17 protein-coding genes are annotated in these 15663 nt (G+C 69.7%); 9 read left to right on the forward strand and 8 right to left on the reverse strand.

Translation table 11 applies throughout. The features are described 5' to 3' along the window. Positions 1–43 precede the first annotated feature (43 nt). The 3 genes from AC1C2U_RS11235 to AC1C2U_RS11245 are packed head-to-tail and all read left to right on the forward strand — an operon-like array spanning position 44 to position 2202. Positions 44–745 carry a TetR/AcrR family transcriptional regulator gene (locus AC1C2U_RS11235; protein WP_495361817.1) on the forward strand — a complete coding sequence of 234 codons (702 nt, stop codon included), beginning with the start codon at positions 44–46 and terminating at the stop codon, positions 743–745. Beyond that, positions 730–1623: an alpha/beta fold hydrolase gene (locus tag AC1C2U_RS11240; RefSeq protein WP_495361985.1), complete on the forward strand. Its 894-nt coding sequence runs from the start codon at positions 730–732 to the stop codon at positions 1621–1623. The genes AC1C2U_RS11235 and AC1C2U_RS11240 overlap by 16 nt, the downstream gene beginning before the upstream one ends. 30 nt (positions 1624–1653) lie before the next feature. Further along, positions 1654–2202: a pyridoxamine 5'-phosphate oxidase family protein gene (locus AC1C2U_RS11245; RefSeq protein WP_495361818.1), complete on the forward strand. Its 549-nt coding sequence runs from the start codon at positions 1654–1656 to the stop codon at positions 2200–2202. 12 nt (positions 2203–2214) lie between these two features. Here the strand turns inward: AC1C2U_RS11245 and AC1C2U_RS11250 are convergent, their stop codons facing one another. From AC1C2U_RS11250 to AC1C2U_RS11270, 5 genes are all read right to left on the reverse strand, one after another. Next, entirely contained in the window at positions 2215–3033 is an 819-nt protein-coding gene (locus AC1C2U_RS11250) for an alpha/beta fold hydrolase (RefSeq protein ID WP_495361819.1), read from the reverse strand. A 59-nt stretch (positions 3034–3092) separates the two neighbouring features. Next, the gene (locus AC1C2U_RS11255) at positions 3093–3545 is read right to left on the reverse strand and encodes a hypothetical protein (protein WP_495361820.1); all 453 of its coding nucleotides are present in this window, start codon (positions 3543–3545) and stop codon (positions 3093–3095) included. Continuing rightward, positions 3542–4813 carry a serine/threonine-protein kinase gene (locus AC1C2U_RS11260; RefSeq protein WP_495361821.1) on the reverse strand — a complete coding sequence of 424 codons (1272 nt, stop codon included), beginning with the start codon at positions 4811–4813 and terminating at the stop codon, positions 3542–3544. Before AC1C2U_RS11260 ends, AC1C2U_RS11255 begins: the two co-directional genes overlap by 4 nt. Before the next feature lie 100 nt (positions 4814–4913). After that, a complete protein-coding gene (locus AC1C2U_RS11265; protein ID WP_495361822.1) occupies positions 4914–5750 on the reverse strand; it encodes an exodeoxyribonuclease III in 837 nt (278 codons plus the stop codon). An 80-nt stretch (positions 5751–5830) separates the two neighbouring features. Then, positions 5831–6328 (reverse strand): DUF6328 family protein, encoded by a 498-nt coding sequence (locus AC1C2U_RS11270; protein ID WP_495361823.1) that lies wholly within the window; start codon positions 6326–6328, stop codon positions 5831–5833. A gap of 90 nt (positions 6329–6418) precedes the next feature. Between AC1C2U_RS11270 and cofE the strand changes: the two genes are divergently transcribed. From cofE to fgd, 4 genes are all read left to right on the forward strand, one after another. After that, the gene (cofE, locus tag AC1C2U_RS11275) at positions 6419–7198 is read left to right on the forward strand and encodes a coenzyme F420-0:L-glutamate ligase (RefSeq protein WP_495361824.1); all 780 of its coding nucleotides are present in this window, start codon (positions 6419–6421) and stop codon (positions 7196–7198) included. A gap of 151 nt (positions 7199–7349) precedes the next feature. Continuing rightward, positions 7350–8348 carry a TIGR03557 family F420-dependent LLM class oxidoreductase gene (locus AC1C2U_RS11280; RefSeq protein WP_495361825.1) on the forward strand — a complete coding sequence of 333 codons (999 nt, stop codon included), beginning with the start codon at positions 7350–7352 and terminating at the stop codon, positions 8346–8348. Then, positions 8345–9109, forward strand: a complete 765-nt coding sequence (locus AC1C2U_RS11285; RefSeq protein ID WP_495361826.1) for a CofC family guanylyltransferase — start codon at positions 8345–8347, stop codon at positions 9107–9109. The genes AC1C2U_RS11280 and AC1C2U_RS11285 overlap by 4 nt, the downstream gene beginning before the upstream one ends. After that, entirely contained in the window at positions 9106–10125 is a 1020-nt protein-coding gene (gene fgd, locus AC1C2U_RS11290; protein WP_495361827.1) for a glucose-6-phosphate dehydrogenase (coenzyme-F420), read from the forward strand. The genes AC1C2U_RS11285 and fgd overlap by 4 nt, the downstream gene beginning before the upstream one ends. Before the next feature lie 116 nt (positions 10126–10241). Here the strand turns inward: fgd and AC1C2U_RS11295 are convergent, their stop codons facing one another. The 3 genes from AC1C2U_RS11295 to AC1C2U_RS11305 form a co-directional block, all read right to left on the reverse strand. Then, on the reverse strand, positions 10242–10766 hold the full coding sequence (locus AC1C2U_RS11295) for a nucleoside/nucleotide kinase family protein (protein ID WP_495361828.1): 525 nt from the start codon (positions 10764–10766) through the stop codon (positions 10242–10244). 25 nt (positions 10767–10791) lie between these two features. Further along, positions 10792–12675, reverse strand: a complete 1884-nt coding sequence (gene ggt, locus AC1C2U_RS11300) for a gamma-glutamyltransferase (RefSeq protein WP_495361829.1) — start codon at positions 12673–12675, stop codon at positions 10792–10794. 104 nt (positions 12676–12779) lie between these two features. Next, positions 12780–13301, reverse strand: coding sequence for a VOC family protein (locus tag AC1C2U_RS11305; protein ID WP_495361830.1), 522 nt, complete (start codon positions 13299–13301; stop codon positions 12780–12782). A gap of 141 nt (positions 13302–13442) precedes the next feature. On the opposite strand from AC1C2U_RS11305, the gene AC1C2U_RS11310 reads away from it, so the two are divergent. Together AC1C2U_RS11310 and AC1C2U_RS11315 are read left to right on the forward strand one after the other, a co-directional pair. Then, positions 13443–14693 (forward strand): LolA family protein, encoded by a 1251-nt coding sequence (locus AC1C2U_RS11310; RefSeq protein WP_495361831.1) that lies wholly within the window; start codon positions 13443–13445, stop codon positions 14691–14693. A 14-nt stretch (positions 14694–14707) separates the two neighbouring features. Continuing rightward, complete coding sequence (locus AC1C2U_RS11315; RefSeq protein ID WP_495361832.1) at positions 14708–15652, forward strand: ABC transporter ATP-binding protein; 945 nt, start codon at positions 14708–14710, stop codon at positions 15650–15652. Positions 15653–15663 lie beyond the last annotated feature (11 nt).

Genomic DNA, 15663 nt, shown 5'->3' on the forward strand with positions numbered 1-15663 from the left:
CATATATGTTAGGATACGGAACGTGTCGTATCCTAACGAAGAGATGAGCCGTCAGCTCGGGCCGGAGATTCGTCGCGGGGGGCGTCCTCGCGACGACCAGCGTGAGGGCGAGATCCTCAGCGTCGTGAACCTGCTGCTCGCAGAGCGCGGCTACGAAGGCGTCACCTTCGAAGAGGTCGCGCGTCGTGCGGGAGCGTCGAAGGCAACCCTCTATCGACGGTGGAAGTCCAAGAGGGATATGGTCGTCGCCGCACTGAAGGCCGGCCCTGCGCGCCGCGAGGGGCCGGATGAGATCAATACCGGCAGCCTGAGGGGCGACCTGCTCGCGCTTTGTCAGCGCCTGGTCACGACGATGCGTTCCACGGATGGCCAGACCGCCATGCTGCTGTTCCAGGCGGGCCTTGAAGATCCGGAGCTGGGCGAGGCGATCGAACGTGCCGTCGGCCCCACCGGAGCTCGATTGCCCGCCTCCGTCGTGGACGCAGCCGTCCGTCGGGGGGAACTGCCGGAGGGCGTGGACCCGTTCCCCTTCGAGGAGGTCGCCGGCGCCGTGATCTTGTTCCGGCGGCTCAACGGGCTGGAGATCGACGACCGCTACCTCGAAGCGCTCGTCGACTCGATCCTCATACCGGCGCTGCTGGCGACACCGCCGGCGATGCGCGACTTCCCCGCCGGCATCTTCTCCGGCCGTCCATCCCCCGCAACCGACCCGCAACCTGTGAAGGACACATCATCAGCACACTGACCATCGACGGATTCCGGTACCAGACACTGCAGGGCGAGCAGGGGGTGGACCTGCGCGTCGCAGTCGGAGGCACAGGACCCGCAGTCGTTCTCCTCCACGGCTTCCCGCAGACGCACTACATGTGGCGCCACGTCGCCCACGAGCTCGCTGCCCGGCACACGGTCATCGTTCCCGATCTGAGGGGGTACGGCGAAAGCGCGAAGCCGCCGGAGCACGGTCCGGACACGTACTCGAAGCGCACCATGGCCGAGGACGTCATGCAAGTGGCCGCGGCACTCGGCCACGAGCGCTTCGGACTGATCGGCCATGACCGCGGTGCGCTGGTCGCCGTTCGTGCCGGCCTCGACCACCCGCACGCGGTGCAGTATCTGGGGATCCTCGACGTGCTCCCCACCCTCGACACCTGGCAGGTCCTGCAGGGCGTGAACGCGAAGGTGGCGTGGCACCTGTACCTCATGGCCCAGCCCGCGGGCCTGCCGGAGAAGATGATCACGGCAGTCGCAGCGGAGTTCTTCGCCTCATTCCTCGATGCATGGGATACCGACGGCTCGACCTTCACGCCCGAGGTCCGCCAGCACTACATCGACAGTTCCGTGAATGCCGTGGACTCCATCGTCGCGGACTACCGCGCCACCTCGAGCATCGACCTCAGCATGGACCTCGAGGACCGCGAGGCGGGCAAGACGCTCTCCATGCCCGTCGGCGTCATCTCCCAAGACTGGGGCGCCCAGTTGGGCTTCGATGCCGCCGCACTCTGGCGAGCGTGGGCAACCGACCTGACGTACGAACCGATCGACGCCGGCCACTTCATGGCCGAAGAGAGGCCCGTTGAGATCGCACGCTTCATCAGCGACCTGTCTGCACGCCGCCAGGTCTGACCACGGGCACCGGCGATCTAGGCTTTGAGCATGGGCAAACTCTTCAACTCCATCGACGACAAGTTGAAGGCATGGATCGAGGCGCAGCCCATGTGGTTCGTCGCGACCGCCCCGCTCGGCGCGGACGGTCACGTCAATGTGTCTCCCCGTGGACACGACTCGTTCTCGGTCCTCGACGATCACCGTGTCGCTTGGGTCGACTACACGGGCAGCGGCGTCGAGACGATCGCCCATCTGCGGGAGAACGGGCGAGTCTGCCTGATGTTCAACTCCTTCGACAGCCGCCCGCGCATCGTGCGATTGCACGGCCGCGGGTCGGTCTGGCTCCCTGGCGACCCGGCCTTCGAAGAGGTCGTCGCACTCCACCCCGACCACCCGAGTACTCGAGCCGTCATCACCGTAGAGGTGACCAGGATCAGCGACTCGTGCGGTTGGGGCGTGCCCATCATGGAGATGACGGGTGAACGCGACCTGTTGCGCCTGCAAGCCGAGAAGAAGGGCGTCGAAGGCATGGCCGAGTATCGAGTCGAGAAGAACACCCGAAGCGTCGACGGTCTCCCGGGGCTCATCACCGCCTGAAACGCGCGTGCGTCAGAGCCCGTTGCGGCTCAGCCACTCGAGCAGCACCCGAGTGAACTCCTCGGGCCGTTCGACGCTCGGCAGATGGGCGGTGTCGGCGAAGCGAACGCCCGTCGGATCGGGCAGGTTCGAGAGCAGGTGGTCGTACGCCGCGAGCGCCGAGCTGAGGTCGTACTCGCCGACGGTGACGAGCGCCGGTGAGCGGATGTCGCCGAGCCGATCTGCGGCCGGCGGTTCGAGTGGCAGCATGGTGCCGTCATCGGCCGCGTGCGCGATGTTGGGCGAGTTGAGCTCGTGCGCGAGGCGGACGAACGAAGGATCCAGATCGGCCTCCGAGCGCCGCGGCCCCGCCGCCCAGAGCGTGGTCTCGAGCCGCACGATGCGCGCCGCGTCGATGGCGGGGTCGAGGCTGTCGATCTCGTCGAAGCGGCGCTGTTCCTCGTCAGTGAGCGGGAGATCGGGGAAGCCGCTCGGCTCCGAGCCGACCGTCACCACTCCGTGCACGCGGTCGGGCGAGGCGATCGCCGTGTCGAGGGCGATCTCACCGCCACGGCTCGCGCCGATCACCGTCGCCGCTTCGATGCCGAGATGGTCGAGCACCGCGAGGGCGTCGGCGTGGTTCGCGAACGGAACGGCCTCGTCGTGGCGAGTGCCGCCGAAACCGCGGGGGTCGAGTCGGGCCACGAAGTGGTGTTCGGCGAGGGCGTCGATCTGCGGGTCCCACATGCCCAGGGTGGCGATGCCGGCCGGGATGAGGAGCAGCGCGGGTGCGGAGGCGCGCCCCGCGGACTCGTAGTACAGATCGGCGCCGGGAACTGCGAGCGAAGGCATCCCCCGAGACTATGCGACGGATGCGGCCCGCGGAATGCGGAAGTCAGGCGGGGCATCCGTCAGTCGTCGTTGTTGCCCTTGTTGCCCTTGTTGCCCTTGTTGCCCTTGTCGTCGTTGCCCTTGTTGTCGCTGTTGCCAGGCCCGTCGTCATCATCGTCGTCAGAGGGAGTCGGAGTCGGAGTGGTCGCGACTTCGGCCGCCTCGAGGTCGTTGCGCACGAGGGTGAGCGCTTCGTCGATCTCCTGCGCCTGCTCCGCCCCGATCGTGCCTGCGTCGACGGCATCGGAGACATCCTGATCGAGCAGCGCGAGCTCGGCGAGGGCACCGATGTAGTCACCCGCATCGGCGCGCTCGGCGACCTGCACGACCGAGGCGTGCAGCTCGGAGCTGACCGACTCGGCCGACGGGCTGCAAGCGGTGAGGCCGAACGCGAGCGTCATCGCGATGGCGGCAGTGGGGAGCATCGTGCGGAACCGGATCATCGCGTGACCGCTCATCGGGTGACCGCTCATCGGGTGACCGCCTCATCCAGCAGTTCGAGGTGCACGCCGAGTTCACCCGGAAGGCTCGGCAGCGGCTCTGCCGGCGTGGTCGACGTCGAGGTGAGGCCGGCGATCGCAGGCGGCACGAGCAGGGCCGCGCCGACGGCGATGACGGCGAGCAGCACGATGGCGATCGCCGGTCGTAACCAGCGAGGTTGCCGGGGATTCCGCCAGCGACGCGGCCTCGATGGGGCCGGACGCATCGCGGCGGCGACAGCGCGAGCGGCGACGGCATCGTCGGAGCCGACGCCCCCGGTAGCTGCGGCTCCGGTTGCGGCTCCGGCTGCGACTTCCGCTCCAGCGCCAGCGAGCACGGTCGTCGTCGCGGTCGGGAGCACGAGCGTGGGGTCTTCGGCTGCCTCGTGCAGCACGGTCGTCGTCGAGGGCGACTCATCGAGACGGCTCGCTGCCATCGCGACTTCGAGCGCGGCCGGTCGTGCTGCGGCATCGCGGGCGGTCATGCGTCGCAGGAGTGCGACCCAATCGGCGCCGAGCTCATCGGGGATCTCGGGGTCGCGCACGAGTCGCGCGCTCGTGGACTCGGTCGCCGGGCCCGGGAACGCCTGTTGCCCGGTGCGCGCCTCGAGCAGCAGCAGTCCGAGTGAATAGATGTCTGCCGCGGTGCCGGGGGCGTCGCCGCCCACCTGCTCGGGGCTGAGGTAACCGGGCGTGCCGACGAAGGCCCCGGTGCGGGTGAGGCGGGCGTCGTCGATGAGACGCGCGATGCCGAAATCGGCGAGCTTGGCATTCCAGCGACGCGTCGGCAGATGCGCCCGTGCAAGCAGGATGTTCGCGGGCTTCACATCGCGGTGCACGATGCCGCGCTCGTGGATCACGTGCAAGGCCTCGGCGATGTCTGCGGCCAGGCCCGCGGCATCCGCTGGGCTCAACGGGCCGAGGCGCAGAGTCTGCCGCAGGTCGCGTCCGTCGACGAGTTCCATCACGAGGTACTCGCGTCCGCTCGCCTCGTCGCGACCCGCGTCGTAGAGTCGCACGAGCGCGCGGTGCTCGACGCTCGCGAGCAGCGCCGTCTCCGATCGACGCCGGGCGTCGTCGTCGATGCCCTCGGCCGCTTCAGCGAAGACCTTCACCGCGACGGATCGGCCGAGGCTCAGATCGGCACCGCGATAGACACTCGCCATTCCACCTCGCCCGATGAGGGTGCCGAGGCGGTAGCGACCGCCGAACGTGGTGCCCGTGAACGGGTCTCCCGCAGCTCGGTCGTGGGTGCTGGTCACGTACTCGAGGGTACCGCGGCGGCTGGGAGCCGTGGCGGAGATCAGGGTGCCCGGCTCCGCCCCGAGAAGATCGACCCGGCCCGCGACGATCGCTCGGGACTTAGAAGATCATGGGCCGATCGTCGTCGTCTTCGCCGAGGGCGAGTTCGACGAGCACCGGCACGTGGTCGCTGGGAGCGTCGCCCTTGCGCTCGTTGCGGTGGATGGAGGCATCCGTCACGGCCTCTGCGAACGCCGCCGAACCGAGGATGAAGTCGATGCGCATGCCCTCGTTGCGCGGGAATTTCAGCTGCTTGTAGTCCCAGTAGGTGTAGCCCTCGGGGATGCGCGGGCGAACCACGTCGGTGACCCCGGCGTTCTCGAGGGTGAAGAACGCCCGCCGCTCGGCCGGCGAGACGTGGGTCGACTGCCCCTCGATGACCGCGGGGTCGCCATTGTCTTCATCGAGCGGAGCGATGTTGAAGTCGCCCAGAAGCGCGAACGGTACTTCAGGCCGAGCGGATGTCTCGGCGCGCGTGTAGTCGGTGAGCGCCGCGAGCCAGTCGAGCTTGTAGGTGTAGTGCGGGTCGTCGAGCGAGCGGCCGTTCGGAACGTAGAGACTCCACACCCGCACACCATCGACGGTCGCGCCGATCGCGCGGGCCTCTTGCGGCTGATCGGGGCCCTCGAGTCCCTTGAGGAATCCCGGCATGCCGGGGAAGGACGTCTCGACCTCGCCGATCGGTGATCGGCTCGCGATCGCGACGCCATTCCACTGGTTCAGCCCGTGGATCGCGACCTCGTAGCCGGCCGCCTCGAAGGCCTCGAGCGGGAACTGCTCGGGCTTGCACTTGATCTCCTGCATCGCGAGCACGTCGACGTCTTCGCGCACCATCCAATCGACGGTGCGGCCGACGCGGGCGCGGATCGAGTTGACGTTCCAAGTGGCGATGCGCATGCGTCAAGCCTATTCGGGTGCGGCGACACGACACGCGCCGAAGTCGCAGGGCGAGACGGCCCTCACAGGCGCCTCGGCCCTCACGATCGCTCCCTCGCGAGCCTCGGCACGACGATCCAGAGCAGGGCGGCGGCGGCGAGCGCGACTCCGAGTGCGACGAAGCCCGCGACTCGGCCGAGCGCCAGCTCGAAGATGAGTCCCGCGACGCCCGCCGCGAGCAGCGACGCCACGAGCAGGTGGGCCCGCAGCAACCGGTCACCGCGGCGCACGATCCGCTCCTTCTGCTGTCGCCCGAACAGCTGGCGATGCAGGATCACGGGCGCGAGCCCGAGCAGCGTCGCGACGCACGCGAGTGCCACGAGCACGAGATAGAGCCACAGCTGGTAGCCGTCGAGATCGGTGAAGCGGGGCTGGAACGCCGCGGCGAGCAGGAATCCCGTCATGATCTGCGTGCCGGTCTGCGTCGCCCGCAGCTCCTGCAGAATGTCGCTCCAGTTGCGGTCGAGGCGCTCGATGCGAGTCTCGGCGCGCCCGTCATTGCGGTCGTCGAGCGAGAAGCCGGTGCCATCGTTGGACATGCCGCGAGCGTAGCGCAGCGTCAACAGCCGCGCCCTTCTGGCGGCGTGGCACCCGGAGCTGCGAAGATCGGAGCAACGCGAATCCTGGGGGTGGCCGTGAAATTCAGCATCGAAGGCGTCGAGGGCATGCCCGAGATCACGAAGGGCGCCGACCTCGCCGCGCTCATCGCCGACGCGGTCGATCTCGAGGGCGGCGACATCCTCGTCATCACCTCGAAGATCGTCTCGAAGGCCGAGGGGCGCATCGTGGCCGCCGCCGACCGCGAGCAGGCCATCACCGACGAGACCGTGCGGGTGGTCGCGACCCGCGTCTTCGACGGAGGCGTCACCCGCATCGTCGAGAATCGTCAGGGCATCATCGGCGCCGCAGCGGGCGTCGATGCGTCGAACTCACCCGACGGCACGGTGCTGCTGCTGCCGGTCGACCCGGATGCCTCGGCGCGGGCGCTGGCCACCGGCATCCGTGCGCTCACGGGCGCCCATGTCGGCGTCATCCTCTCCGACACCCTCGGCCGGCCGTGGCGCGAGGGCCAGACCGACCTCGCGATCGGCGCGGCCGGCGTGCACGTCTTCGACGATCTGCGCGGTTCGACGGATGCCTCGGGCAAGCCGCTCTCGGTCACGATGCCGTGCGTGGCCGACGAGATCGCGGGCGCCGCCGAGCTCGTGAAGGGCAAGTCGTCGGGCGTGCCGGTCGCCGTCGTGCGTGGACTGGGGCGCTTCGTGGGCGACCTCGACCTGCCGGGCGCGCGGTCGATCCAGCGCCCCGCCGAGCGCGACCTGTTCCGAGTCGGCGCCGACGAGGCGTACAACGAGGGGTATCGCGACGGCTTCGACGAGTCGCAGGCCGAGGGGCCGCTCGCCCAGTAGGCCCCTGCACCCAGTAGTCCCGTTCGCTGAGCCTGTCGAAGCGAATATCCGACCAGAGCGCTTCGACGAGCTCAGCGAACATCCTTCTCGACGAGCTCAGCGAACATCCCTCACGGCGCGCGTTTCCTCATCGACGCGAGAAGATGGAGGGGTGTCAGCACACATCGGCTACGCCGCGATGCTCGAGCGCTTCCCACCCGCCGAGGCGGTCGCGCTCAGCGCGCTCGCCGAGTCCCACGGCTTCACGGGGGTCATGGCGAGCGACCACTTCCAGCCGTGGGTTCCCGCGCAGGGGGAGTCGTCGTTCGTGTGGAGCGTGCTCGGCGCGATCGGCGAACGCACGCGCGGCGACCTCGGCCCGGGCGTGACGACACCGGGGTTCCGGATGCATCCGGCCGTCGTCGCCCAGGCGAGCGCAACGCTCGGTGCGATGTATCCGGGGCGGCACTGGCTCGGACTCGGCTCGGGCGAGGCGCTGAACGAGCACGTCGTCGGGCCGTACTGGCCGGAGGCCCCCGAGCGCATCAACCGCATGTTCGAGGCGGTCGACGTGATCAAGAAGCTCTTCGTCGGCTCGATGGCCGGGCGGGACGTGCGCCATGCCGGTCCCCACTTCAAGCTCGAAGCCACGCGCCTGTGGACAATGCCGAGCGTGGCACCCGAGATCCTCGTCGCGGCATCCGGCCCTGTCACCGCGCTTCGCGCCGGCCGCACCGTCGACGGGTTCATCACGACCGGCGCGCCCGCCGACAAGCTGCAGACGCTCATCACACGCTTCGCTGAAGGCGCACGCGCGGCGGGCCGGCGGCCCGATGCGATGCCCAAGGTGCTGCAACTGCACCTCTCGTGGGCCGCGACCGACGAGGCAGCCATGCAGAACGCGCTGCACGAATGGCCGAACGGCGGGATGCGCTTCCCGCGCAGCGATATCCGCTCGCCGTGGGAGTTCGAGCAGCTCGCCCACACGGTGCGCCCCGAGGACTTCGCGGGTCGCATGGTCGTCTCCGCCGACCCCGACGTGCATCGCGCCGATATCCAGCGCCACCTCGACCTCGGCTTCGATCGCATCTACCTGCACAATGTCGGGCGGAATCAGGCCGAGTTCCTCGAGGTCTTCGGCCGTGACGTGCTTCCGGGGCTCCGGGCGTGATGAGCGCATCGGATGCCGCGGCCACGACCGCATCGTGGACCGTCGTGATCCCCGTGAAATCGCCCGCGGGCGCGAAGACGCGACTTGCGCCAGCCGTGCCCGACCACGCACGCGCCGAGCTCGCCCGCGCCTTCGCCCTCGACACGATCGCAGCCGCCCTCGTCGCGCGAACCGTCGCGCGGGTCATCGTCGTCGGCGATGACCCGTCGCTCGCGGGCGGCGCGGAGTTCCTCGCCGAACCGGCCGAAGGCCCGCGCGGGCTCACGCCGGCGATCGCGTTCGGCATCGCCCACGTTCGCTCCCTGAGCCTGTCGAGCTCCCTGAGCCCGTCGAGCTCCCTGAGCTTGTCGAAGGGAGCGGGTGTAGTGCCGGGTTCCCTTCGACAGGCCCCGGGAACGAACATTGCCGTGCTGCTCGGCGACCTGCCTGCGTTGAAGCCCCAAGAGCTCGATGCCGCGCTCAGCGCCGCGTCGCGGCATCCGCTCGCCTTCGTTCGCGACGCCGACGGCACGGGCACGACCCTCGCGACCGCGATGGCAGGCACCTCGTTCGAACCGCGGTTCGGTGTCGAGTCCGCCGCGCGGCACGCCGCCGCGGGGTTCGTCGAGCTCGAGGCATCCGCAGCGCCCGGCCTCACCCGTGACGTCGACACGGTCGACGGGCTCGAAGCCGTGCTGCACCATGGAGTGGGCGACCACACCGCCGAAGTCGTCGCGCGTCTCGCCGATGCACCCCCGTCCGATCGAAAGGGAACAGCATGACGCTCACACTCGGATACAAGGCCTCAGCCGAGCAGTTCGCCCCGCGCGAGCTCGTCGAGATCGCCGTCGCGGCCGAAGCCAACGGCTTCGAATCGGTGTTCACGAGCGACCACTTCCAGCCGTGGCGACACGACGGCGGTCACGCGCCGTTCTCGCTCACCTGGATCGCCGCCGTCGGCGAGCGCACCTCGACGATCAGAATCGGCACGAGCGTCATGACGCCGACGTTCCGCTACAACCCAGCGGTGCTCGCGCAGGCGTTCGCGAGCCTCGGCTGCCTCTACCCTGGGCGCATCATCGCAGGCTTCGGCACGGGCGAAGCGCTCAACGAGATCGCGACGGGGTTCCGCGGCGCCGGCGAGCAGGAGTGGCCCGCGTTCAAGGAGCGGTTCGCGCGCCTCCGCGAATCGGTGCGACTCATGCGCGCACTCTGGACCGATGACGAGCAAGTGAGCTTCGAGGGCGAGTACTACTCGACCCACGACGCGTCGATCTACGACCGTCCGGATGTTCCCGTGCCCGTGTACATCGCAGCCGGCGGCCCGACCGTCGCGAAGTACGCGGGGCGCGCGGGCGACGGATTCATCTGCACCTCCGGCAAGGGCATGGAGCTCTACACCGAGCAGCTCATCCCTGCGGTGAAAGAGGGTGTCGCGGCCGGTGGTCGCTCGTACGACGACCTCGACCGCATGATCGAGATCAAGCTCTCGTACGACACCGACGCCACGGCGGCCCTCGAGAACACGCGCTTCTGGTCACCGCTCTCGCTCACGCCCGAGCAGAAGCACTCCATCACCGACCCCGTCGAGATGGAGCGGGCGGCCGACGCGCTGCCGATCGAACAGATCGCGAAGCGCTGGATCGTCGGCAGCGACCCCGACGAGGTCGTCGCCTCGATCAAGGCCTACGTCGACGCCGGGTTCAACCACCTCGTCTTCCACGCGCCCGGCCACGACCAGGCCCGCTTCCAGGAGCTCTTCGCACGCGACCTCGCGCCGCGCTTGCGCGCACTCTGAGCTGCCGCGCCGCGCCGCGCGTCAGCGCATCTCCCACGACGCTTTGCCGCGCCACGACCCTTGCAAAACGTCCGTGCGCGCGCAAAAGGTCGTGGGAGGGGCGCGGAGCGGCCGAGTCAGTACAGGCCGGGCCGGTTCACGCTCGGCGGCAGCGCGCAGTAGTCGTAGAAGAAACGGGTCGGCGACGACTCGTCGGTGACATCGACGATGACGGATGCCCCGGAGTGCGGCAACTCGTCGCCCGCGAGCAGCCACAACGAGAAGTGCCAGGCGCCGCGCACCCGATCGTCGAGCAGTCCCCGACCGTCGACGACGAGCACTGCGTCGTCGGATGCGCCGGGCAGGGTGCCCGCCCGGAACGGCTCGATCGTGTCTGCACGCAGCGTCGCCTCGCCGACAGAGCTGCTGCTGCCGTCGTCGCCGCGGCCTCTGCTGATGTCGCCGACGGACGCGCGCACGACGGTCTGTCCGCGCGCGGCGAGCACCTCAGCGAGGTCGTCGGCGAAGCGCACGGCATCGGCCGTCGCCGCGGCCTCGACCGCGATGAGCCGGCGCCCGCGCGGCGCATTGTGCAGGAACTCGTCGGCGATGCCCGCGAGCAGTTCGTCGCGGGGCTGCGCCTTGTATGCCGTTCGCGTCATCTCCTCAGGCTACGCGCGGCAGCGCTCAGCGCACAGGTCTGACTACCAGGCCGGTGCCGCCGCCTCGGCGGACCGGTTCGGCGGCGGCGGTCATCAGCCCGTTCGGGTCGATTTCGATCGCCGCTGCAGCACCGATCTGCGCAGCGGAGGTGAACTGGTCGCCCGATGGCACGAGCACTTGGCCGTATGGATCGAGCGCAGCCTGGTACGCGGCGATGAACTCGGGTTCGGCCGGGGTGACCGCGGCGTTCCGCTGTGAGGCGCGCGGCGCTGCCACAGCCTCGGGCAGGGTCATGCCGAGGTCGATACGGTTTATGAGGATCTGCAGCACAGTCGTGATGATCGTCGCCCCGCCGGGCGAGCCGAGCACGAACCGCACGGCGCCGTCTTCGAGCACGATCGTGGGTGCCATCGACGACCGCGGTCGCTTCCCCGGCTCGATGCGGTTCGGGTCCGACGCGTTGTACACGGTGCTGAAGTCGGTCAGTTCGTTGTTCAGCAGGAACCCGCGGCCCGGCACGGTCATCGCCGAGCCGCCGGTCTGCTCGATCGTGAGCGTGTACGCGACCGCGTTGCCCCACTTGTCGACGACCGAGAGGTGCGTCGTCGAGACGTTCTCGGTGTCGGCCGCCTCTTCGAGGGCGACGGCCTCGCAGCCGACCCCGTCGAGTGCGCCGGCGGGCACCGGCCGCGTCGAGGCGAACGCCGGGTCGATCGTGCAGTCGCGGGCGTCGGCGAACTCCTGGCTGAGCAGCGTCTCGGTGGGAACGTCGACGAACGCCGGGTCGCCGACGTACGCGCCGCGGTCGGCGAACGCCCGGGCTGTCGCCTCGAAGTAGAGGTGAAGGCTCTGGCCGATCTCGGCCGACGACAGGTCGTGGTTCTCGAGGATGTTCAGTGCCTCGCCGACGGTCGTGCCGCCCGACGACGACGGCGCCATGCCGTACACGTCGAGCCCGCGGTACTCCACGTGCGTCGACTCCTGCTCCACGACGGAGTACGCCGCGAGGTCGTCGGTCGTGAGCGTGCCGGCCGGCGCCGGCAGCGACGATGCCGGGTCTTTGCGCGGATGCTGCACGACGTCGGCGATCTCGGCCGCGAGCCGGCCCGAGTAGAACGCGTCGGTACCGCGCACAGCGATGAGCGCGAGCGTCTTCGCGAGATCGCGATTGCGGAACTTCGTGCCGACCTGCGGGGCGTCGCCGCCGGGCAGGAACAGCTTCGCCGTGTCGGGGAATGCAGCGAACCGCGCCTTGTTGTCGAGCGTCTGGTTGCGGAAGGTCTCGTCGACCGTGAATCCCGTCGCCGCGAGCAGGATCGAGGGGGCGAGCATGAGGGAGAGCGGCTTCGTACCGAACCGGTCGAGCGCGGACTCCCATGTTGCGAGGGTGCCGGGAACGCCGACCGAGACACCGGATGACACGAGCTCGGGAGTGAACCGGTACGGCTGGCCGGTCGCGGGGTCGATGAACGCGTCGTTCGGCATGGCGGCCGGCGCCGTCTCGCGCCCGTCGATCGTGCTCACCTCGCCCGTCGCTGCGTCGAAGTACACGAAGTACCCGCCGCCCCCGATGCCGGCGCTGTACGGCTCGGTGACGCCGAGCGCCGCCGCGGTCGCGACCGCGGCATCCGCCGCGTTCCCGCCGAGACGGAGCACCTCGACGCCGATCCGGCTCGCCGAGGCGTCGACCGACGAGACCGCGCCGCCGTATCCCGTCGACGTCGACCGGGTCGGCGATGACGTCGACCCGGGGGCCGCAGTCGCGACGGAGTTCGCCGCCGGCGGCGCCGCGAGCGACTGCGCCGATGCCGGCGCGGCCGTGGCGATGACACCGACGGCGAGCGCGCCCGCGAGCGCCAACGCCAGGTTGCGGCGTGCGGAGTGGCGGTGGACGACGACGTTGACCATGAGATCCCCCTTGAACTGGGTACAACGGCTCGATCCCCCTCACGCTAGACCCGGGCGGGCTGGGCGGCAACGCCTGCTGCACGAACGCCCGACACCGACGCCCGCTACACCACCGGCCGGCTCGACCAGCCGCTGCTGCGACCGCTCAATTCCGAATCGAGCGTCTCCTGCGCGAGCTGCATGGATCGGACGTAGCGCTCCTCGGAGAATCGCCTGCCCATCTCATCGGGTGCGACATCTTCGACGTGCTGCACCACCCACCAGATGTTGCCGAGCGGATCGCGGAGGCGGCCGCCCCGATCGCCCCACGCGGCGTCGTCGAGTTCGGTCACGACCTTTGCGCCGGCTGCAACGCCCCGCTCGAACACCGCTGCTACGTCGTCGACGAACACGCGGAGCATCGCCGGGGTCGACGGCCAGTCGGGCCGCGAGTCGAACGCGAGCAGCCAGGTGTCGCCGATGCGCAGTTCGGCATGCCCGATGCCTCCGTCTTCCGTGGGAACTCGGGCGATCTCGACGGCACTGAACACGTCGCTCACGAAGTCGAGCAGTCTCGTCGTGTCGGGTGTGACGATCCACGTCTGCACGGAACGGTTGCTTCCAGGGTTCAGGTCTTCGGTTTCCATGTGGACGACGTTACGGAAGCGTGTGGTCAGTTTCTGTCCGGTTTCAGTGCGAGGTCTCGATGCCGTGCCGTGCATGTCCGAGATCCTGAGTGTTGCCCACAGATCGGCTCCGGATGCCGCGAGCAGGCGTAGCCTGAATGCATGCGCCCCCGCGACACCGGGGCGTCCCGCAGGCTCAGCCGCTGGATTCCCGCCATTGCCGTGCCGATCGCGATCGGCGTCGGAGTCGTGCTCGTGCCTCTTTCGGCCAATGCTGCTGTCGATCTGCCCGATCTGTCGCCCGCTGAGTTGCTCGAGTTCGCCGCGTCGAGCGAGGTCGATGCATTCTCGGGCACGGTCGAGCAGACGTCCGAGCTCGGGCTGCCCGACCTGTCGGGTCTCACGGGCGCGATGAGCGGCCCGGGCGGGCAGCCAGGCGCGGGCGACGGTGCGGAGGGGACATCCGCCACCGACCTCGACGACCTGATCTCGCTCGCCACGGGTACTCACACCGCGCGGGTCTACCTCGACGACGCGAACGCGCGACTGCAGGTGCTCGACGCACTCGCCGAGCGCAACGTGTACGTCTCTGACACGGGCGCCTGGATCTACGACTCCGCCGAGAATGCAGCCACACGCATCACACTCCCAGAGGGCACCGACCTCGAGGCGCTCGACCACGAGGCGAAGCACCACGCCGACGAGGCTCGGGCCCGCCTCGAAGCAGAGGCCGGAGCACCGATGCCGACGCCTGAGCAATTCCTCGATCAGGCGCTTGCACGACTCGACGAGACCACCGAGGTCTCCGTCGGCACCGACGCGCGCGTCGCCGGTCGCGAGGCCTACGAGCTCGTGCTCACCCCGCGCGACGCCGACACTCTCGTCGGCGAGATCGCGGTTGCGATCGACGGTGAGACGGGTGTCGCGCTCGCCGCATCGATCACCGCCCGCGGCGCCGACGAGCCCGCCTTCAGCGTCGCCTTCACCGACATCTCATTCGATGCGCCGGATGCTTCGGTGTTCGCGTTCACTCCGCCCGAGGGCGCGACCGTGACCGAGCAGGTCGTGCCGATTCCGACCGCCGCCGAGCTCGAGCAGTGGAAGGCAGAGGCCGAGGCGGGGTCCGACACGACCGGCGAGCGGATGCCGCAGCCGATCGTGCACGGCGAGGGCTGGTCGGCCGTGGTCGAGTTGCCGATGAGTGCCGGCGGCGCCGCAGGCCCCGGCGCCGAGGCATCCCTTCGACAGGCTCAGGAGGCCGCCGCGATGCTCGGCTCGCTCACCGAACCCGTCGACGGCGGGCGCATCCTCACGACCTCCCTCGTGACCGTGCTCTTCACTGACGACGGCCGGGTGTTCGCCGGCGCGGTGACCGCCGACCGCCTGTTCGACGCCGCCGCGACCGGTCGCTGACGGGCAGCAGGCGCGTGCCCGAACTCGCGATCGAGACGCACGGCCTCACCAAGCGTTTCCGCTCGCAGCTCGCCGTCGACGGCATCGACCTCGCGGTGCCGCAGGGGGCGGTGTTCGGGTTCCTCGGGCCGAACGGCTCGGGCAAGACCACGACGATCCGCATGCTCCTCGGTCTCGTCGCGGCGACCGCAGGCGATGCCCGCCTGCTCGGGGCAGACATGCCGCGGCACGTCGACTCGGTGCTGCCTCGCGTCGGTGCACTCGTCGAGGGGCCGGCGTTCTCGCCCTACCTCTCCGGGGCGGCGAACCTGCGCCGATTCGACGCCGCCGACCGGCACGCCCCGCGACGCACCCGCGCAGCGCGTGTCGCCGATGCGCTCGATCGCGTCGGTCTCTCGCACGCCGCGCAGAAGAAGGTGCACGCCTACTCCCTCGGCATGAAGCAGCGGCTCGGGCTCGCGAACGCGCTGCTCATGCGGCGCGAACTCCTCGTGCTCGACGAGCCCACCAATGGCCTCGACCCGCAGGGCACCCGCGAGGTGCGCGCGCTGATCCGCTCCCTCGCGAACGACGGTACGACGGTGTTCGTATCGAGCCACCTGCTCGCAGAGGTGGAGCAGGTGTGCTCCCACGTCGGGGTGATGAGCGCCGGGCGTCTCGTCGCCCAGGGAACGCTCGACGAGTTCCGCAGTGACGGCGAGGCGCGGGTGCTCGTGCGTACGCCGGATGCGGCCGGTGCTCGCGAGGTGCTGGCGCGACTTGGGCTCGTCGATGACGGCGACACCGCGGGCGATGGGCTCGTGGCCGCCCGCCTCGGTGCGATGACGGCCCCTGCCGAGTCGATCGTTGCCGCGCTCGTCGCGGCGGGTGTGCGCGTGCGCGGGTTCGAGCTCGAGCGCGTGAGCCTCGAGCAGCGGTTCATGGATCTCACCGGCGAGGGGTTCGACGTTGTCGAGTGACGCGGCGGCGG

Source organism: Agromyces sp. Y575, assembly GCF_059445445.1.